Here is a 19,713-nt window from a genome sequence, read left to right on the forward strand (position 1 = left end):
TGACTAAAGTGACTCACTGCAACTGCATGCACGCCTGCCGACAGTGACAATCCAATAAGTGATCATTAATCAGCCCACAGGCCTGCATAAAGGCGTAAGTGATGGTGGGGCCAACAAAGGTAAAACCGGCTTTTTTAAGCGCCTTGCTCATCGCTTCCGACTCCGCCGAGGTGGTGGCGATATCCGCCAGCGTCTGCGGCCGATTAACCACCTGCCGATGGCCGACAAAGCTCCAGATAAAGTCGCTGAACTCAATCCCTTGCTGTTGCAGCTTGAGATAGCCTTTGGCGTTTTTGATGATCGAGTTCACTTTCAAGCGGTTGCGAACGATGCCGGGATCTTGCAGCAGTTGCTCGATTTTTTCCTGGTCATACAGGGCAATTTTGTGCGGATCGAAATTATCAAAGGCGGCGCGATAACTTTCGGTTTTGCGCAGAATAATCAGCCACGACAGCCCCGCTTGCTGACCATCCAAACAGAGCTTTTCAAACAGCGCCAAGCTGTCGGTTTCCGGTCGCCCCCACTGGCTATCGTGATAGGCCACGTATTGCGGATCGGTGCCGCACCAACCACAACGGACTGGCTCGTTCATCTGCAATTTTCCTTATGATTTCCACGCAACTAGGCAAAAGTTTAACCTACATTGATTGCCGCTCAGCGGTTATAATTGCCCCCATTTACCCATCTATTCTTGAGATCCCATGAATAAGTACGATACCAAGACGTTCCAAGGGCTGATTTTGGCCCTGCAGGACTACTGGGCTCAGCACGGCTGTGCCGTGGTTCAGCCACTGGATATGGAAGTGGGTGCCGGCACCTCACACCCACTGACTTGTCTGCGCGCCATCGGCCCTGAGCCATTTGCGGCCGCTTACGTGCAGCCATCGCGCCGCCCGACCGACGGTCGTTACGGTGAAAACCCAAACCGCCTGCAGCACTACTACCAGTTCCAGGTGATGATGAAGCCATCGCCAGACAACATCCAAGAGCTGTACCTCGACTCGCTGCGCGCTATCGGCATGGATCCAGAAACCCACGATATCCGCTTTGTTGAAGACAACTGGGAAAACCCAACTCTGGGTGCCTGGGGGCTGGGCTGGGAAGTGTGGATGGATGGCATGGAGATCACCCAGTTCACCTACTTCCAACAAGTGGGCGGCTTGGAATGTAAGCCAGTAACCGGCGAGATCACCTACGGTCTAGAGCGTCTGGCGATGTACGTTCAGGGCGTAGACAGCGTGTACGATCTGGTTTGGGCCGATGGTCCATTTGGCAAGATCACCTACGGCGACGTGTTCCATCAAAACGAAGTGGAGCAATCCACCTACAACTTCGAACACGCCGACGTCGACTTCCTGTTTGGCATGTTCGAACAGTGCGAAAAAGAGTGTCAGCAGCTACTGGCGCTGGAAACCCCACTGCCGCTGCCAGCGTACGAGCGTATCCTTAAAGCCGGTCACGCCTTTAACCTGCTGGATGCCCGCAAAGCGATCTCGGTTACCGAGCGCCAACGCTACATCCTGCGTATTCGTACCCTGACTAAGTCTGTGGCCGAAGCCTACTACGCCTCTCGTGAAGCGCTGGGCTTCCCGATGTGCAACAACCAGTGAGATCGCCGATGCAAGCACAAACTTTTCTTGTAGAACTGGGCACCGAAGAGCTTCCACCAAAAGCCCTGCGTACCCTAGCCGAAGCCTTCCGCGACAACTTGGTTGCTAACCTGGCCCAAGCCGAACTGAGCCACGGCGCCGTGGAATGGTTCGCTTCCCCACGTCGTATGGCGGTAAAAATTGCCGAATTGTCAGCGCAACAGCCAGACAAAGAGGTCGAAAAACGCGGCCCTGCCGTACAGGCCTGTTTCGACGCCGACGGCAACCCAACCAAAGCCGCTGAAGGCTGGGCCCGCGGTTGTGGCATCACCGTTGACCAAGCTGAGCGCCTGAAAACCGACAAAGGCGAATGGCTGCTATACCGTGCCCAAGTGGCTGGTAAAGCCGCCACAGAACTGCTGCCAGAACTGGTCGAGCAAGCGCTGGCCAAACTGCCAATTCCAAAGCCGATGCGTTGGGGCGCCTACGACACCCAATTTATCCGTCCAGTGAAAACCCTGACCATGCTGCTGGGCAACCAGTCGATTGCCGCCACCATTTTGGGCAAGCAATCCGGCACCACCCTGCAGGGTCACCGTTTCTTGGGCGAGCAGTACATCAACATCGACAACGCTGAGCAGTACCCACAGATCCTGCTGCAAGACACCAAGGTGATGGCCGACTTCGAAGCCCGTAAAGCGAAGATCATCGCCGACGCCAAAGCCGCTGCTGAGGCCATTGGTGGCATCGTTGAACTGGACGACGAGCTGGTTGAGGAAGTGACCTCTCTGGTGGAATGGCCAGTAGTACTGACCGCGTCCTTTGAAGCGGAGTTCTTGAAGGTGCCAGCGGAAGCGCTGGTGTACACCATGAAGGGCGATCAGAAGTACTTCCCGGTATACGATGCCGACGGCAAGTTGATGCCGAAGTTCATCTTCGTTTCCAACATCGAATCGAAAGATCCAGCGGTGGTGATCGCCGGTAACGAAAAGGTAGTTCGTCCACGTCTGGCGGACGCCGAGTTCTTCTTCAACACCGACCGTAAGCAGACTCTGGAAAGCCAACTGCCACGTCTGGCGACCGTGCTGTTCCAGCAGCAGTTGGGTACCCTGAAGGACAAAACCGACCGCATTCAAGCGATCAGCGGCCACATCGCTGAACTGATCGGCGCCGACAAAGCCAACGCCGAGCGCGCTGGACTACTGTCTAAGTGCGATCTGATGACCTCAATGGTGTTCGAATTTACCGACACCCAAGGGATCATGGGCATGCACTACGCTCGCCACGATGGTGAAGCGGAAGAAGTGGCGGTTGCCCTGAACGAACAGTACCAGCCGCGCTTTGCCGGTGATCAACTGCCGGCCTCTGGCGTCGCTCAAGCGCTGGCGATCGCCGACAAGATGGATTCACTGGTGGGCATCTTCGGCATCGGTCAGCCACCAAAAGCCGACCGCGACCCATTTGCCCTGCGCCGCGCCGCCATTGGTGTACTGCGTATTGCGGTAGAGAAAAACCTGCCACTGGATCTGAGCGAGCTGGCGGGCTTTGCCTACGACCAATTCGTTGCCCAAGGCAAACTGGACGCGGCCAAACGCAAAGAGACCATCACTCAAGTGGTGGACTTTATGCTGGCGCGTTTCCGCGCTTCTTACCAAGAAGCCGGTTTCCCAGTCGACGTGATCCAAGCGGTACTGGCAGTACGTCCAACCCGCCCTGTGGATTTCGATAACCGCGTCAAGGCCGTACAAGCGTTCCGTGCTCTGGACGCCGCCGAAGCCTTGGCCGCCGCCAACAAGCGTGTTGGTAACATCTTGGCGAAGGTCGAAGGTGAAATCCCAGCGTCTGTTGATGCCGCCCTGCTGCAAGAAGCAGCTGAGCAGCAACTGGCTGACAAAGTGGCTGCGATCAGCGCTGAAGTGATGCCGCTGTACCAAGCTGGCGATTACCAGCAAGGTCTGCAAATTCTGGCGCAACTGCGCGAACCAATTGACGCCTTCTTCGACAATGTGATGGTGAATGCCGAAGATCCAGCGCTGCGCGCTAACCGCCAAGCGCTGCTGCAACAACTGCATCAGTTGTTTATGGTTGTAGGCGATATTTCTGTTCTGCAGCAATAACTTAGCCAGCAACTAAGGTTGTATCTAAAGGCCACCGTCAGGTGGCCTTTTTGCTTTTGTCTTTTTATGCGAACAAACCGTTCGATCGCATCTGATTGCCGCCAGCAACTTTCTGTATAGAATGCCCAAAACCGGTGCGAACGCTTTTTCCGGGGCGTCGTGTATCGGTCACAACATCACACAGCTCACCACTGATGTTGTTCTCCACACTCTCCCCGAAAGCAAAGATTTTTAAGTTGTAAATCTCACTCATCGGGGTCAAACCATGCATATCGAATCTGACATCAAATTGGGCTTTAAAGACGTTCTGTTCCGCCCTAAGCGTTCTACTCTGAAAAGCCGCTCTGAAGTCGATATTCGCCGTACCTTCAAGTTCCACCACGCCAAAACCGAATGGACCGGCGTACCAGTCATTGCCGCCAACATGGATACCGTAGGTACCTTCGAAATGGCGGAAGAGTTCCTGAAGCACGAGATGCTGGTTGCGATCCACAAGCACTACTCCGTAGAGCAGTGGCAACAGTGGTTGGCGACTCAACCAGAAGCGATCTACAACCACATCATGGTGTCTACCGGCACCTCCGAATACGAATTCGATAAGCTGTGCACCCTACTGAATGCCGAGCCACGCCTGCGCTTTATCTGCATCGACGTTGCCAACGGCTACCAGCAAGCGTTCGTCGAGTTCGTTGCCAAAGTACGCGCCACCTTCCCACAGCACGTGATCATGGCTGGTAACGTGGTAACCGGCGAGATGGTGGAAGAGCTGATCCTCAACGGTGCCGACATCGTTAAGGTGGGCATCGGTCCAGGCTCCGTGTGTACCACCCGCGTTAAAACCGGTGTTGGTTACCCGCAACTGTCTGCGGTAATCGAGTGCGCTGACGCGGCCCACGGCATGGGTGGCCAAATCGTTTCTGACGGCGGCTGTTCTTGCGCTGGTGACGTGTCCAAAGCCTTCGGCGGCGGTGCTGACTTTGTGATGATCGGCGGCATGTTTGCTGGCCACGATGAGTCCGGCGGCGAGCGCGTTGAGATCGACGGCAAGACCATGGTGAAGTTCTACGGCATGAGCTCTGACACCGCTATGAACAAGCACAACGGTGGCGTAGCTAAGTACCGCGCCTCCGAAGGCAAAACCGTACTGCTGCCATACCGTGGCCCAGTGGAAGAAACCATCCTCGACGTGCTGGGCGGCGTACGCTCCACCTGTACCTACGTGGGTGCCGCTAAGCTGAAAGAGCTGACCAAACGCACCACCTTCATCCGCGTGCAGGAACAAGAAAACCGCATCTTCGGCTAAGCCGAGCCGTTTTTCGGTTAGCCAAAAAAGAGGTTCCACGTGGAACCTCTTTTTGATCATCAGACCTGACACTTCTTTACAGAGCTTGCCGGCAAAAGCCGCTAACTTCTCTAGCAACTAGAGTCACTAGCGAGCAGAAGATGACAACACGGTCAGCAATCATCCTTTCTTTGGTTATCCTACTGTATGGCTGTGGCGGGTCCAGCGATGCAACCCAAAGCGGTGCCGTAACCGATCCGGCAATCAATAACGACAACAGCAATCAAGCGGCTAATAGTACCCCGCTCCGCTGGTCACTGCCGGCCTCCTTACACCAGTACGCCAATCGGCCACTGCCCACTCACTTTACCAGCAATCAATTCCCTGGCGATCGCGCTGGCCAAACGGCCGCCAGCGCCAGCGATAATACCCCAGCCAATAACCCAATTACCGACGCCGGTGCCACCCTTGGACGAGTGCTGTTCTACGACCCTTGGCTTAGCCAAAACCGCCAAATTGCTTGCGCCAGTTGCCATCAGCAAGCCGCTGGCTTTAGCGATCCCAATCGCCTTAGTCGCGGTTTTGATGGTGGCGAGACCCGCCGCCACTCCATGGGGCTAAGCAACGCCCGCTTCTATTCCAGTGGCAAATTCTTTTGGGATGAGCGTGCCGAGACCTTAGAGCAACAGGTATTGCAACCAATCCAAGATCCGCTGGAGATGGGGATGACCCTACCCGAATTAGAGATCCGACTCGCCGAAGACAGCAACTACCAAGCGCTATTCCAAGCAGCTTTTGCCGATGAGCAGATCACCAGTGAGCGGATAGCCCTAGCACTGGCGCAGTTTATTCGCAGCCTCGATAGCTTCAGTGCCCGTTATGATGTCGGCCGTGCACAAGTAAGCAACCCGATAACGGATTTTCCCAATTTCAGCGCCGAAGAAAACCAAGGCAAGCGGTTATTTTTTGGCGCCGGCAGTTGCAGCGGTTGCCACAGTAGCGAAGCTTTTATCGCTGCAATGCCAAACAATCCGAACCTCCGGAGCAACGGCTTTAATAATGGTCTTGAGGCACTATCCAGTGACGATCTTGGCATCGCCGAAAGCAGCGGTAACCCCAGAGATGAGGGCAAATTTAAGGTTGGCTCATTGCGTAATATCGCGGTAACGGCACCGTATATGCACGACGGTCGCTTGGCGACGCTAGCGGAGGTAGTGCGCTTTTACAATCAGCAGATCCAACCCCATCCGAATCTGGCACCAATATTACAAGATCCCCAAGGCAACCCGCGCCGCTTCAACTTTAGCGATGCCGAGCAGCGCGCGCTGGTGGCCTTTATGGAAACGCTAACCGACTCAACATTCCTCAGCGATCCACGCTTTGCCGATCCATTTATCGACTGATCCCGTTGCTAATCCGAATGTTCCACGTGGAACTAATACTAAAAATCAGCCACAAAAAAGCAGCTCCATGGAGCTGCTTTGCAAAGATGGTATCGACTGGCGATTACACGTCGAGGTTGGCTACCGCCAGCGCGTTCTGTTCAATGAACTCACGACGCGGCTCTACTTGGTCGCCCATCAAAGTGTTAAACAGTTGGTCAGCACCAACCGCGTCTTCGATGGTCACCTGCAGCATCCGGCGAGTTTCTGGATCCATGGTGGTTTCCCACAGCTGATCGGGGTTCATCTCACCCAGACCTTTATAGCGCTGGATGTACAGACCACGCTTGGATTCCTTAATCAACCACTCCAGTGCTTGCTCGAAGCTGGCCACTGGCAGGCGACGCTCGCCACGGCTAACGTAGGCGTCAGCTTCCAGCAGGCCAATCAGCGATTCACCCAGTTTGATGATGCGCTGGTAGTCGCTGGAGTTAAGGAAGTCGTAGGTCAGCAGGTAATCGCTTTCGACACCGTGCTGACGCAGGATGAACTTCGGCAGCCACAGCTGACGCTCTTCATCTTTAGCCAGCTCCAGACGGTAGGACGCGCCTTCCAGATCTTGCTCGTTCAGTTCGTTCAGCAGTGATTCGGACCACGCCTGAACGGCCGCTTCGTCAGCCATCTCTTGCAGCGCCGGTACGTAAACCAGCTGCTTCAGCAGCGATACTGGGAAACGACGGCTTTGACGTTGAATTACCGCTTCCACCTCGCGGAACTGGTTAACCAAACGCTCTAACGCTTCACCGGCGATCGCTGGTGCATCCGCATTAACATGCAGCGCGGCATTATCCAGCGCCAAGGTGGTCAGGTATTCAGTCAGCACTTCATCGTCTTTGATGTAGCGTTCCTGCTTACCCTTCTTCACTTTGTACAGTGGTGGCTGAGCAATGTAGATGTAACCGCGTTCAATCAGTTCTGGCATCTGACGGTAGAAGAAGGTCAACAGCAGGGTACGAATGTGCGAGCCGTCGACGTCCGCATCGGTCATGATGATGATCTGATGGTAACGAGTCTTATCTGGGTTGTACTCGTCGCGGCCGATGCCTGTACCCATCGCGGTAATCAGGGTCGCCACCTCTTGCGAGGACAACATCTTGTCGAAACGGGCTTTCTCTACGTTCAGGATCTTACCTTTCAGTGGCAGGATCGCTTGGTTCTTACGGTTACGGCCCTGCTTGGCGGAACCGCCCGCAGAGTCACCCTCCACAATGTAGAGTTCAGACAGTGCTGGATCTTTCTCTTGGCAATCCGCCAATTTGCCTGGCAGACCGGCCAAGTCCAACGCGCCTTTACGACGGGTCATCTCACGGGCTTTACGGGCCGCTTCACGGGCACGAGCGGCGTCGATGATCTTGGTCACCACCTGCTTGGCTTCGGCTGGATGCTCCAGCAGGTACTCAGACAGTTTCTCACCCATCGCCTGCTCTACTGCGGTTTTCACCTCAGAAGAAACCAGCTTGTCTTTGGTCTGGGAAGAGAACTTTGGATCCGGCACTTTCACCGAGATAACCGCAGTCAGACCTTCACGGGCGTCGTCGCCGGAAGCGGAGGTCTTGGCTTTCTTGGAGTAGCCTTCCTTGTCCATGTAGGTGTTCAAGGTACGGGTCAGCGCCGAGCGGAAGCCCGCCAAGTGAGTACCACCGTCGCGCTGTGGAATGTTGTTGGTAAAGCAGTAGATGTTTTCAGAGAAACCGTCGTTCCACTGCATCGCCACTTCTACCGCCAAGCCATCTTCACGTTCACTGTTGAAGTAAAACGCTTGCTGGTTGATTGGGGTCTTGTTGGTGTTGAGGTAATCAACGAACGCTTTAATACCACCTTCATAGCAGTAGTGCGATTCTTTGCCGTCGCGCTCATCCACCAAACGGATCGACACGCCGGAGTTCAGGAACGACAGTTCACGTACTCGCTTAGCCAGAATCTCGTAATGGAAAGTGGTGTCAGAGAAGGTTTCAGCGCTTGGCCAGAAACGGATGATGGTGCCGGTTTTGTCGGTATCGCCGATCACTTTCAGCGCTTCAACCGGTTCGCCGTGAACAAACGTCTGCTCATAGACGTGACCTTGACGACGAACGGTCAGTTCCAGCTTGTGCGACAAGGCGTTTACTACTGAAACGCCCACACCGTGTAGACCACCAGAAACTTTGTAGGAGTTGTCGTCGAACTTACCGCCAGCGTGCAGTACGGTCATGATTACCGTGGCTGCCGACACCCCTTCTTCTGGGTGAATATCAACCGGAACACCACGGCCATCGTCTTGTACTGACACGGATCCGTCGGAGTGGATGGTGATCACGATATCACTGCAGTGACCCGCTAAGGCTTCATCGATGGAGTTATCCACCACTTCAAACACCATGTGGTGCAGACCAGTGCCGTCATCGGTATCGCCAATGTACATGCCTGGGCGCTTACGCACGGCATCGAGGCCTTTTAAGACCTTAATACTCGAGGAATCGTAGTTTGTTTCTGACATACACCTGTCTCTATTTATCTTGCTGTTCCGTAATCCGACCCTGTTCCACGTGGAACCTTTTGTCCCATGGGATCATCGCCAACTGTTCAGGTTCGATGGCAGTAACAAACACCTGGCTACCAGTTTGCTGTAACTGTTCCAGTAATAAGGTGCGTCGCTGTTGATCGAGCTCGGAAGCTAAATCGTCCACCAAAAATACGCATTGGCGCTGCTGCTGTTGGCTTAACACCAACCCCTGTGCAATTTTCAAAGCACACACCAGCAGCTTTTGTTGCCCTCGGGATAAACCATCCTGAGCGGGCAAGTTATCAACCCTTAGGCGGAGATCGGCTTTATGGGGGCCGGAGACGGTGTAACCCAACTGCAGATCCCGCTGAAGACCAGCGCTGTAGACCTGTTGTAATTCGGTTTTACTATCCCATCCCTGGCTAAAACTGACCCGGATCGGCACATCAGGTAAAAACTGATTTATTATACCCTCCAACGCCTCATTTAACGAATTTACCCATCGTTTTCGGGCATCGGTAAGCCATTGACCATACTGCACAAGCTGCTGGTCCCAAATGCTAATCTGGCGCGCTGGTGCTTGTTGCCGCAGCAATTGATTGCGCTGCTTTAGCAACCGGCGAAAGCGACTCCACACCAACATAAATTGCGGATCGCTATGAAACGCCCCCCAATCGATAAATTCCCGCCGTGCTTGCGGGCCATCCAACAACAAACTGAAGCTTTCTGGGCTGATTAATTGCAACGGCAACAGCGCGGCCAACTCCGCTAACCGTTTCGCCGGTTCGCCATTCACCCGCAGCTGATGATGGTCGCCACTGCGCTCACGCTGAATGCCGATGCGATCGCCACTGCTAAGCTGGCTAAACAGAGTAAAGTGCGGTTGCTGATGCTGGATCACCCGCTGAGTAAGGTGACTGCGAAAGGAGCGGCCAACGCTGAGGAACCAGATCGCTTCCAGCACGCTGGTTTTGCCGCTGCCGTTGGCACCGTAGATAAGATTCAGGCCGGCCGCGGGAGATACGCGGCCGGCCTGAATATTGCGAAAATTCGCTAATTGCAGAGTTTCAATCATTGTGCGGTTAGAGGCGCATCGGCATCACAACGTACATTGATTCGCTGTTATCAGCATGCTCAAACAAGGCACTGCTCATTGGCCCACCTAAGGTCACTTTGACCTTATCGGACTTCAGCGCATTGAGCACATCCAGCACGTAGGAGACGTTAAAGCCGATCTCCAATTCTGGGTGTGGGAAGCTGACATCCAACTCCTCTTGCGCTTCTTCTTGCTCTGGATTGTTGGCGGTGATGGTCAGCTTGTCGCTGTCCAGCAGCAACCGCACCCCACGGAACTTCTCATTCGACAGAATCGACGCCCGTGCGAACGATTGCTTCAGCAGATCCCGTTCGGCTAGCAACTCTTTGTCGCCATCTTTTGGCAATACCCGGCGGTAATCCGGGAAACGACCGTCCACCAACTTCGAAGTAAAGGTGGCGTTAGCGGTTACCGCTCGAATCGAACCATCACCAATGCACAAGGTGATCAGCTGGTTTTCATCGTCAAATAGACGAGTCAGTTCCACCACCCCTTTACGCGGAACGATCACCTGTTTTGCCGGCAGATCCGCGTCGATTTGACGCGAGCTCACCGCTAAGCGGTGGCCGTCAGTGGCAACGGTACGCAACTGATTGCCTTCGGTTTCAAACAGCATGCCGTTCAAGTAGTAACGGACATCCTGATGGGCCATCGAAAACTGAGTGGCATCGATGATCGATTTTAAGGTGCCTTGGGTCAGCGAAAATTGCAGTTCGCCCTGCCAATCGCCCAGATCCGGGAACTCCTCGGCAGATAAGGTCGCCAATGAAAAACGGCTGCGGCCAGAGCGGATCAGCAGCCGGTTTTCCTGCTGCTCAATCTTAATCTCGGCGCTGTCTGGCAGACTCTTACAGATATCTAAGAACTTACGCGCCGGCACGGTGGTGCGGCCCGGTTGCACTTCGCCTTGCAACTGCACTTGGCCAATCAGTTCCACTTCCAGATCGGTACCGGTGATCTTCAGCAGATCACCGCTGATCTCCAGCAGTACGTTGGAAAGAATAGGCAGGTTGTGGCGACGTTCCACCGCACCACAAACCAATTGCAGCGGCTTAAACAGCGCGTCCTTAGTAATGGTAAATAGCATTCAGGCTCCCGTTAGGAGGACAAAGTACGGATCAAGTTGGCGTAGTCTTCTTTAATATCATGACTTTCCTCCTTGAGCTGTTCAATCTTGCGACAAGCGTGCAGCACCGTGGTGTGGTCACGACCGCCAAAGGCATCGCCAATTTCTGGCAGGCTATGGTTGGTCAGTTCTTTAGCCAACGCCATCGCCACCTGACGCGGACGGGCAACCGAGCGAGAGCGACGCTTCGACAGCAGATCCGCCACCTTAATCTTGTAGTACTCCGCTACCGTCTTCTGAATGTTATCAACGGTCACCAGTTTTTCTTGCAGCGCCAGCAGATCCCGCAGCGCTTCACGGACGAAGTCGATGGTGATCGGTCGCCCAGTGAAGTTGGCGTTGGCGATCACCCGATTGAGCGCGCCTTCCAATTCACGGACGTTAGAGCGCAGACGCTTAGCAATAAAGAACGCCACTTCATCCGGCAGATGGATTTTCGATTCTTCCGCTTTGCGCATCAAAATCGCCACTCGGGTTTCTAACTCCGGTGGCTCAATCGCCACGGTCAGACCCCAACCAAAGCGAGACTTCAAACGATCCTCGACGCCGTCGATCTCTTTCGGGTAGCGATCCGAAGTCAAAATGATCTGATGATTGCCTTCCAACAGCGCGTTAAAGGTGTGGAAGAACTCCTCTTGCGAGCGATCTTTATTAGCAAAGAACTGGATGTCATCGATAAGCAACGCATCAACACTGCGGTAGTAGCGCTTAAATTCAGCGATGGCGTTGTTTTGCAGCGCTTTCACCATATCTTGAACAAACCGCTCAGAGTGCATGTACACCACTTTGGCGTTTGGTTTGTTCTTCATGATGCCGTTGCCTACGGCATGCAGCAGGTGAGTCTTACCCAGACCAGTGCCGCCGTAGAGAAACAGTGGGTTGTAAGCGCCGCCCGGGTTATCCGCCACCTGGCTGGCCGCTGCGCGTGCCAACTGGTTGGATTTACCCTCAACGAAGTTATCAAATTGATAGTTTAAGTTGATGTTGCTGCGCACCGGACCATTGTGCGCCACCGGCGCACTATTAATAGAGGGTGATGGCATCGCTGGCGCAGGTGCCGATGGTGCCGTCACCGGTCGGGTGGTTTCAGCCATCGCCACTTTCGGCCGCGCTTCTGGTTTGCTGCCAATATCAAACTTCAGCGTTGGCGCTCGATCGGCCAATTCGCTGTGCAGGTAAGCGGTGATCTTGTCTAAGTACTTGTCGCGCACCCAGTCCAGTACGAACCGGTTCGGTGCGTACAACACTAGGGTGTCCCCCAGCATCTCGGATTGCAGTGGACGGATCCACATGCTGAACTGCTGCGCCGGCAGTTCTTCTTGCAGCCAAGCTACACAGCGCTGCCAAATCGGTACACTCACCGCCGAAACCCCAAAATTTTTTAACGGAATAGCGGTCAATTTTACCTAGGTTACCGCTTGATCGCCATATCTAAACCGGGGTTATCCCCAGATCCGATCCTCGATCATAGCCACTTTTAGGATCCCCAGATCGATCCCAAGATCGCCATCTTAACCCCAGTAAAAACATGGGCTGGAAAGCGATCGCAATGATCTCTATAATCGCGCCAGTTCGATCCGATCGTGGATCGAGTTGTCTATATCTAGTGGTACGTACACAGTTTTATCCACAACAACTGGGGTGAGATAAGGCTGCAGCGATTGCCGCACATTTTAGATTGACGTAGGTGGTCGATTTTTACTAAAATTCGGCCTCTTTTTAAGCCGCCGGCGTCTACCCATCTTCCGATAGGTATATAAAGGCAGCAAAAGTTAATCTGTACAGTTAACTGAATTACGGTAAAAAGCTATGAAACGTACTTTTCAACCGAGCGTACTGAAGCGTAAGCGTAACCACGGTTTCCGTGCTCGTATGGCCACCAAAAATGGTCGTCAGGTGCTGGCCCGTCGTCGCGCTAAAGGCCGCGCTCGCCTGTCTGCATAATCCCGATTATGCAGTGCGCCTCGAATCAGGTGCGATACACCTTCAGCCGGGAGTTACGTCTGTTAACTCCCGGCGATTTTAAATCCGTCTTTGCAAACCCGACTCGGGCTGCCTCTCCGCATCTTACGTTGCTCGCCATTCCCAACGGCAATCAACACCCCCGCCTTGGCCTCACGGTCGCCAAAAAGCATGTAAAAAAAGCCAATCAACGCAACCGCATCAAGCGTGTCGTGCGCGATAGCTTTCGCCTGCATCAATACGACTTACCGCAAGTCGATATTGTGGTGGTCGCCAAAAAAGGCATCGATGAATTGGATAACGCAGCAATCCACAAACTGGTAGACAAGCTATGGCGCAAACTTACTCGCCGTTGCAACGAATCCTGATCGGTTTCGTCCGTTGCTACCAACGTTGGATTAGTCCCCTACTCGGGCCCAACTGCCGGTTTTCGCCAACGTGCTCTCAATACTCCGTGGAAGCGATCAGCCGCCACGGAGTGTTGTATGGTTGTTGGTTAACTATCGCACGCATTATAAGATGTCACCCTTTGAACGAAGGTGGACACGATCCGGTCCCACCAGCCAAACAAGGCAGAGACTGTTAATTTATGGAATCCCAACGCAATTTACTTTTGATTGGGTTGCTGTTCGTCAGCTTCTTGCTGTTCCAACAGTGGCAGCTTGATCAAAACCCACCACAGCACACCGAAGCGACCACTTCACAAGCAACAACCAATGTCGCTAACGCCGATGTGCCACAATCTGCCGCTGCTGTACCTGCCAGTGCGGGTATCTCTGCCAAACAGATCACCGTAACCACCGACACTCTGGAACTGCGTATCGACACCAAAGGTGGCGATATCGTGTTTGCTTCCCTACCAGAGCACAAAGTGGAACAGGGTGGTGAGCAATCACTAACCATCCTTGATAGCAACTACATCGCCCAAAGTGGTCTGATCGGCGCCCAAGGCCCAGATGCCTCCGGCGAACGCCCGCAGTACACCACTACCGCTGAGTCATTCACCCTGACTGGCGACACTCTGGTGGTGCCACTGAGCTACACCGACGCTAACGGCATCACCTTTGAGAAGCGTTTTACCTTCCACAAAGGCCGTTACGATGTATTGGTAGAGTACGTGATTAACAACGCCTCTGCGCAAAACGCTCAGGTGCAACTGTACACCCAGCTGAAACAGCAAACCGGCGTGGAAGAAGGCAGCATGTTTATGCCGACTTACCGCGGTGGCGCTTACAGCACCGAGGACAGCCGTTACGAGAAATACAGCTTTGACGACATCGCTGATGAAAATCTTAACGAGCTGACCAAGGGCGGCTGGATCGCCATGCTGCAGCACTACTTCGTATCCGCTTGGGTTCCGAATGCTGACAGCAATAACGAGATCTACAGCCGCAGCGTAGGTAACTCTGCCATTATCGGCATGAAGCAGCCTGGCCAAGTGATTGCCGCTGGCACCAGCGCGACTCTGGCCGCCGAGTTCTACGTCGGTCCAAAGGATCAACAGGCACTGTCTGCCCTGTCTGAAACCCTAAACCTGACTGTAGATTACGGCTGGTTATGGTTCCTAGCGGAGCCACTGTACGCGCTGCTGATGTTCCTGCACGGCTTGGTTGGTAACTGGGGCTTCGCGATCATCCTGATGACCCTGATCATCCGCGGTATCATGTACCCGCTGACCAAGGCGCAGTACACCTCGATGGCGAAGATGCGTAACCTGCAACCAAAGATGCAGGAGCTGAAAGAGCGTTTTGGTGACGATCGTCAGCGCATGAGCCAAGCCACCATGGAGCTGTACCAGAAGGAAAAAGTGAACCCAATGGGTGGTTGTTTCCCAATGCTGCTGCAATTCCCAATCTTCATCGCCTTCTACTGGGTGCTGCTGGAATCGGTTGAACTGCGCCACGCGCCATTTATCGGCTGGATCCAAGACTTGTCCGCGCAAGATCCGTACTACGTACTGCCAGTGCTGATGGGGATCTCCATGTTCGCCATGCAGAAGTTGTCACCAACTCCGGCGGGTATGGATCCGATGCAGGCGAAGATCATGCAGTACCTGCCAGTGATGTTTACCTTCTTCTTCTTGTGGTTCCCATCCGGTCTGGTGTTGTACTGGCTGGTTGGTAACTTGGTGGCGATTGCGCAGCAGTTGATCATCTACAAGAGCCTGGAAAAACAAGGTATCACCGAACCAAAGAAGAAAAAGTAATCCTTTAGTCTTCTGAACCAAGCCCCGCCACCGCGGGGCTTTTTCGTTTCAGCAAATCGGTGATAACTGGCGCCAGAAAAACCGTTCGCAGCGACCGAAAAAGCACACCATTGCGCGACGAATAAACCAGATTGCTGGCGCAACTGGTATCATTAGCACAGACTTTTAAGCGACCAATTTTTATGACCGATCATCAAGATACCATCGTTGCCCAAGCCACCGCCCCTGGCCGTGGTGGTGTCGGCATCGTCCGCGTTTCCGGCAAATTGGCTGAAACCGTGGCTACCAGCCTGTTAGGCAAAGTGCCGAAGACCCGCTATGCCGAATACTTGCCATTTAAAGACCACGACGGTCTGGTGTTGGATCAAGGCATCGCGCTGATGTTTAAGGCGCCAAACTCATTTACCGGCGAAGACGTACTGGAACTGCAAGGTCACGGCGGCCCAGTAGTTATCGATATGCTGATCCGCGCGATTTTGGCGGTACCCGGGGTACGGACTGCCCGCCCGGGTGAGTTTTCCGAACGGGCGTTTTTGAACGACAAACTGGATCTGGCGCAAGCCGAAGCGATTGCTGATCTGATTGAAGCGTCCTCTGAACAGGCGGCTCGCAGCGCGTTGTCATCGCTGCAAGGCGAGTTCTCGGCGCAGATCAACGAACTGGTGGAACAACTGACCCACCTGCGGATCTACGTCGAAGCGGCCATCGATTTTCCTGAAGAGGAAGTCGATTTTCTGGCCGATGGCAAGATCGCCGCGGCGCTGGCAAACGTTCAACAACAACTGGCTAAAGTATTAGGCAGCGCTCAGCAAGGGGCACTGCTGCGAGAAGGGATGAAGGTGGTGATCGCTGGCCGTCCCAATGCCGGTAAATCGTCGCTGCTAAACGCGCTCGCAGGTCGTCAATCGGCGATCGTCACCGACATTGCCGGCACCACCCGCGATGTGCTGCGCGAACACATCCACATCGATGGCATGCCACTGCACATCATCGACACCGCCGGTCTGCGTGACGCCAGTGACGAAGTTGAACGGATAGGTATTGAGCGCGCTTGGGCCGAGATTGAGCAAGCCGATCGGGTGCTGCTGATGGTTGATGGTACCGAAACCGACGCCTGCGATCCTCGCGCCATCTGGCCGGAGTTTATCGATCGCCTACCCGCTGGAATGGGGCTGTCGATCGTCCGTAACAAAGCGGATCTAACCCAAGAGGCGCTTGGCCAAAGCGTCGATAACGGCATTCCGGTATTTCGTTTGTCCGCCAAAACCGGCGACGGCGTCGATGAGATCAAACAGCATCTGAAAGCCTGTATGGGTTTCCAAGGCACCAATGAAGGCGGCTTTATGGCGCGTCAGCGTCACCTTGAAGCGCTGCACAGCGCTAGCGAGCGGCTCGCACTGGGTGCCGAACAATTGGAGATCTTCCACGCCGGAGAGTTGCTGGCTGAGGAGCTGCGTTTAGCCCAACAAGACCTGGCGGAGATCACCGGCGAATTCTCCAGCGATGACCTGCTGGGACGGATCTTCTCCTCATTCTGTATCGGCAAATAACTCAGATTCTGCTGCAAAAACCCGCCGAATTGGCGGGTTTTCTATAAGGAAAAAACCACCATGACTACCCCACTGTTGCTGATCGTTGGGACCACTATGGGCAACGCCGAAGCGGTTGCCGACGAACTGGAACCAGCGCTGACGGCACGCGGATTTAGCGTCACCATTAGCCAAGATCCACAAGTAGATGAGCTGCAACACGCCCAAAAATGGTTGATCGTTTGCTCGACTCATGGCGCCGGTGAAGTGCCAGATAACCTGCAACCATGGCTCAATTGGATCGAACAGCAGGCCGATCTTAGCGATCGTCAGTACGCCTTATGCGGGATCGGTGACCGCAGCTACGACACCTTCTGTGGTGCCATCAAACAACTTGAAAGTCTGTTGCAAAGCCGCGGTGCAACCGCCTTTGTGGACAACATTGAGATCGATGTACAACATCTAGATCTTCCAGAAGATCAAGCACTAAGCTGGATCGAAAGCTGGCCGAAAAGGATCCTTTGATCGCCATTTGCGATCAGTTGATCACAGCTTAAACTAAGTTACCCACAATTAGATCAGTTAATAACAGCATCCTGTGAATATCTTTGGGTCGTTCTGTGATCAACGCGGGTATTACTCAAGGCCGAGATCCAAATGGATCTCGGCCTGTGTATAAGATCGCGATCTATACACCGGTTACGATCGAGTTGATCGCGATCTGATCACAGCAAACGATCGCCCGCAAAGCCTTGCTGTGCCTAGACTTGTGACAGTTATAAACAGCGATCGCCGGATCTAATAAGAGTAACAACAAAAGATCTATATAAAGATCTTATTTAATTAAGAGCTTTTCAGAAGCGTGAAAAGCTTAAAAAGTGCGCTTTGGTATTGCCGAAAAGCAGTGCTAGAATGCCCCCCTTTTTTTGACGCCCTGGGTTTAGGTAAAGAGGTAGCACTTATGCAGGCTCAGCAACATTATGATGTGATCGTCGTTGGCGGTGGTCATGCTGGTACCGAGGCCGCACTCGCCAGTGCTCGTACCGGCAGTCGTACCCTGCTGCTTACTCACAACCTAGATACCTTAGGGCAGATGTCCTGTAATCCGGCCATTGGTGGTATCGGTAAGGGTCACTTGGTTAAAGAGATCGATGCGCTTGGCGGTGCCATGGCATTGGCCACCGACAGCGCGGGTATTCAGTTCCGTACCCTGAATGCCTCCAAAGGACCAGCGGTACGAGCCACCCGTGCGCAGGCGGATCGCGCCTTGTATCGTCAAGCGATCCAACAGATCCTTTTTGCTCAAGAAAACCTGGAGATCTTCCAGCAAGGGGTAAACGATCTGATCCTCGATCAAGACCGCGTCGCTGGGGTGATCACCGAAGGTGGCATGCGTTTTACCGCCAATGCGGTAGTGCTGACCGTAGGTACCTTCCTGGACGGTAAAATTCACATCGGTTTGGATAACTACCAAGGCGGTCGCATCGGTGATACCAATGCAGTGGCCTTAGCCCACAAACTGCGTGAGATGCCGTTCCGCATGGATCGCTTAAAGACCGGTACTCCGGCGCGTCTTGATGCTCGCAGCCTTGATTACAGCGTGATGCAGGAACAGCCAGGTGATAACCCGACTCCGGTGTTCTCCTACATCGGCGATCGCAGCCGTCAACCGCGACAGATCTCCTGCTACATCACTCATACCAACGAACGTACCCACGAAATTATTCGTGGCGGTCTGGATCGCAGCCCGATGTACACCGGGGTGATTGACGGTATCGGTCCGCGTTACTGTCCATCGGTTGAAGACAAGATCATGCGCTTTGCCGATAAAACCTCGCACCAGATCTTTGTCGAGCCAGAAGGCTTAAACAGCATTGAGATCTACCCGAACGGGATCTCAACCTCGCTGCCGTTTGATGTACAGGTGGCACTGATCCACTCAATCAAAGGGTTTGAAAACGCCAAGATCCTGCGTCCAGGCTACGCCATTGAGTACGACTACTTTGATCCACGCGATCTGAAACTGTCGCTGGAAAGCAAATACATCAATGGTTTGTTCTTTGCCGGCCAAATTAACGGCACCACCGGTTACGAAGAAGCCGGCGCCCAAGGTCTGCTGGCTGGTCTCAACGCTGCCCGTCACGGCCGAGGTGAATCGGTATGGACTCCACGTCGTGATGAAGCGTATCTGGGCGTACTGGTTGATGATCTGTCGACCCTGGGTACCCAAGAGCCGTACCGGATGTTCACTTCGCGGGCTGAATACCGTCTGTTGCTGCGTGAAGACAACGCCGATCTGCGTTTGACCCCAATGGGGCGCGAACTGGGTTTGGTGGATGATCACCGCTGGGCGCTGTTCAACCAAAAAGTGGATGCCATCGAAACCGAGCGTCAGCGTCTGCGTGACACTTGGGTACAAAAAGATTCTGAGCTAGCGCAGAAGATCAACCCATCGCTGAAGGCGCCACTGGCTCGTGAAGCGAATGTGGAAGATCTGATCCGTCGCCCTGAAGTGACTTACGAGCAACTGATGGCGCATGAAGAGCTGGGCCCAGCATTGGCCGATCCTCGTGCCGCAGAGCAGGTTGAGATCCAAATTAAGTACGCCGGTTACATCGACCGTCAGAAAGATGAGATCGAAAAAGCCCGTCGTCATGAGAACACTTTGTTGCCACTGACGCTGGATTACACCGACGTTAAAGGGTTGTCCAACGAAGTGGTTATCAAGCTTAATCAGCATAAGCCAGAGACCATCGGTTCTGCCTCGCGGATCTCTGGGGTAACCCCGGCGGCTATCTCATTGCTGCTGGTCTATCTGAAAAAACACGGCTTGCTACGCAAAAGCGCGTAATCGCAACATTCGATACTGACAAAGGGGCTTT

At 53.9% G+C, this 19,713-nt stretch carries 17 protein-coding genes; 11 read left to right on the forward strand and 6 right to left on the reverse strand.

Features of this window, described 5'->3' with window-relative positions:
• Positions 1-13: 13 nt before the first annotated feature.
• Positions 14-592 carry a DNA-3-methyladenine glycosylase I gene (locus G506_RS0111310; protein ID WP_028116958.1) on the reverse strand — a complete coding sequence of 193 codons (579 nt, stop codon included), beginning with the start codon at positions 590-592 and terminating at the stop codon, positions 14-16.
• A 109-nt stretch (positions 593-701) separates the two neighbouring features.
• Here G506_RS0111310 and glyQ point away from each other — a divergent pair, with 109 nt between their 5' ends.
• Positions 702-1,610 carry a glycine--tRNA ligase subunit alpha gene (gene glyQ, locus G506_RS0111315; protein ID WP_028116959.1) on the forward strand — a complete coding sequence of 303 codons (909 nt, stop codon included), beginning with the start codon at positions 702-704 and terminating at the stop codon, positions 1,608-1,610.
• An 8-nt stretch (positions 1,611-1,618) separates the two neighbouring features.
• Positions 1,619-3,706, forward strand: coding sequence for a glycine--tRNA ligase subunit beta (gene glyS, locus G506_RS0111320; protein WP_028116960.1), 2,088 nt, complete (start codon positions 1,619-1,621; stop codon positions 3,704-3,706).
• A 64-nt stretch (positions 3,707-3,770) separates the two neighbouring features.
• On the opposite strand, the gene G506_RS0111325 is transcribed toward glyS, so the two are convergent.
• Complete coding sequence (locus tag G506_RS0111325) at positions 3,771-3,959, reverse strand: hypothetical protein (protein ID WP_156904881.1); 189 nt, start codon at positions 3,957-3,959, stop codon at positions 3,771-3,773.
• Between the two features lie 12 nt (positions 3,960-3,971).
• Between G506_RS0111325 and G506_RS0111330 the strand changes: the two genes are divergently transcribed.
• Both G506_RS0111330 and G506_RS0111335 read left to right on the forward strand, forming a co-directional pair.
• Positions 3,972-5,009: a GMP reductase gene (locus G506_RS0111330; RefSeq protein WP_028116962.1), complete on the forward strand. Its 1,038-nt coding sequence runs from the start codon at positions 3,972-3,974 to the stop codon at positions 5,007-5,009.
• A 140-nt stretch (positions 5,010-5,149) separates the two neighbouring features.
• Entirely contained in the window at positions 5,150-6,391 is a 1,242-nt protein-coding gene (locus tag G506_RS0111335; protein WP_028116963.1) for a cytochrome-c peroxidase, read from the forward strand.
• 103 nt (positions 6,392-6,494) lie between these two features.
• On the opposite strand, the gene gyrB is transcribed toward G506_RS0111335, so the two are convergent.
• From gyrB to dnaA, 4 genes are read right to left on the reverse strand one after another with little or no spacing between them, the layout of a single operon-like run.
• Positions 6,495-8,906: a DNA topoisomerase (ATP-hydrolyzing) subunit B gene (gene gyrB / locus G506_RS0111340; RefSeq protein ID WP_028116964.1), complete on the reverse strand. Its 2,412-nt coding sequence runs from the start codon at positions 8,904-8,906 to the stop codon at positions 6,495-6,497.
• A gap of 10 nt (positions 8,907-8,916) precedes the next feature.
• A complete protein-coding gene (recF, locus tag G506_RS0111345) occupies positions 8,917-9,987 on the reverse strand; it encodes a DNA replication/repair protein RecF (protein ID WP_028116965.1) in 1,071 nt (356 codons plus the stop codon).
• 7 nt (positions 9,988-9,994) lie between these two features.
• Complete coding sequence (gene dnaN, locus G506_RS0111350) at positions 9,995-11,095, reverse strand: DNA polymerase III subunit beta (RefSeq protein WP_028116966.1); 1,101 nt, start codon at positions 11,093-11,095, stop codon at positions 9,995-9,997.
• 11 nt (positions 11,096-11,106) lie between these two features.
• Positions 11,107-12,495, reverse strand: a complete 1,389-nt coding sequence (gene dnaA, locus G506_RS0111355; protein ID WP_028116967.1) for a chromosomal replication initiator protein DnaA — start codon at positions 12,493-12,495, stop codon at positions 11,107-11,109.
• Positions 12,496-12,943: 448 nt separating this feature from the next.
• On the opposite strand from dnaA, the gene rpmH reads away from it, so the two are divergent.
• The 7 genes from rpmH (at position 12,944) to mnmG (ending at position 19,682) form a co-directional block, all read left to right on the forward strand.
• Positions 12,944-13,078, forward strand: a complete 135-nt coding sequence (rpmH, locus tag G506_RS0111360) for a 50S ribosomal protein L34 (RefSeq protein ID WP_013347301.1) — start codon at positions 12,944-12,946, stop codon at positions 13,076-13,078.
• Positions 13,079-13,086: 8 nt separating this feature from the next.
• The gene (gene rnpA / locus G506_RS0111365) at positions 13,087-13,464 is read left to right on the forward strand and encodes a ribonuclease P protein component (protein ID WP_028116968.1); all 378 of its coding nucleotides are present in this window, start codon (positions 13,087-13,089) and stop codon (positions 13,462-13,464) included.
• Positions 13,428-13,682 (forward strand): membrane protein insertion efficiency factor YidD, encoded by a 255-nt coding sequence (gene yidD, locus G506_RS20720; protein ID WP_084631331.1) that lies wholly within the window; start codon positions 13,428-13,430, stop codon positions 13,680-13,682. The genes rnpA and yidD overlap by 37 nt, the downstream gene beginning before the upstream one ends.
• A 3-nt stretch (positions 13,683-13,685) precedes the next feature.
• On the forward strand, positions 13,686-15,302 hold the full coding sequence (yidC, locus tag G506_RS0111370; RefSeq protein WP_028116969.1) for a membrane protein insertase YidC: 1,617 nt from the start codon (positions 13,686-13,688) through the stop codon (positions 15,300-15,302).
• A gap of 182 nt (positions 15,303-15,484) precedes the next feature.
• Complete coding sequence (mnmE, locus tag G506_RS0111375) at positions 15,485-16,852, forward strand: tRNA uridine-5-carboxymethylaminomethyl(34) synthesis GTPase MnmE (RefSeq protein WP_028116970.1); 1,368 nt, start codon at positions 15,485-15,487, stop codon at positions 16,850-16,852.
• Between the two features lie 60 nt (positions 16,853-16,912).
• Positions 16,913-17,356, forward strand: a complete 444-nt coding sequence (mioC, locus tag G506_RS0111380) for an FMN-binding protein MioC (protein ID WP_028116971.1) — start codon at positions 16,913-16,915, stop codon at positions 17,354-17,356.
• A 436-nt stretch (positions 17,357-17,792) separates the two neighbouring features.
• On the forward strand, positions 17,793-19,682 hold the full coding sequence (mnmG, locus tag G506_RS0111385; RefSeq protein ID WP_028116972.1) for a tRNA uridine-5-carboxymethylaminomethyl(34) synthesis enzyme MnmG: 1,890 nt from the start codon (positions 17,793-17,795) through the stop codon (positions 19,680-19,682).
• Positions 19,683-19,713: the final 31 nt, after the last annotated feature.

The organism is Ferrimonas senticii DSM 18821 (assembly GCF_000422665.1).
GTDB lineage: Bacteria > Pseudomonadota > Gammaproteobacteria > Enterobacterales > Shewanellaceae > Ferrimonas > Ferrimonas senticii.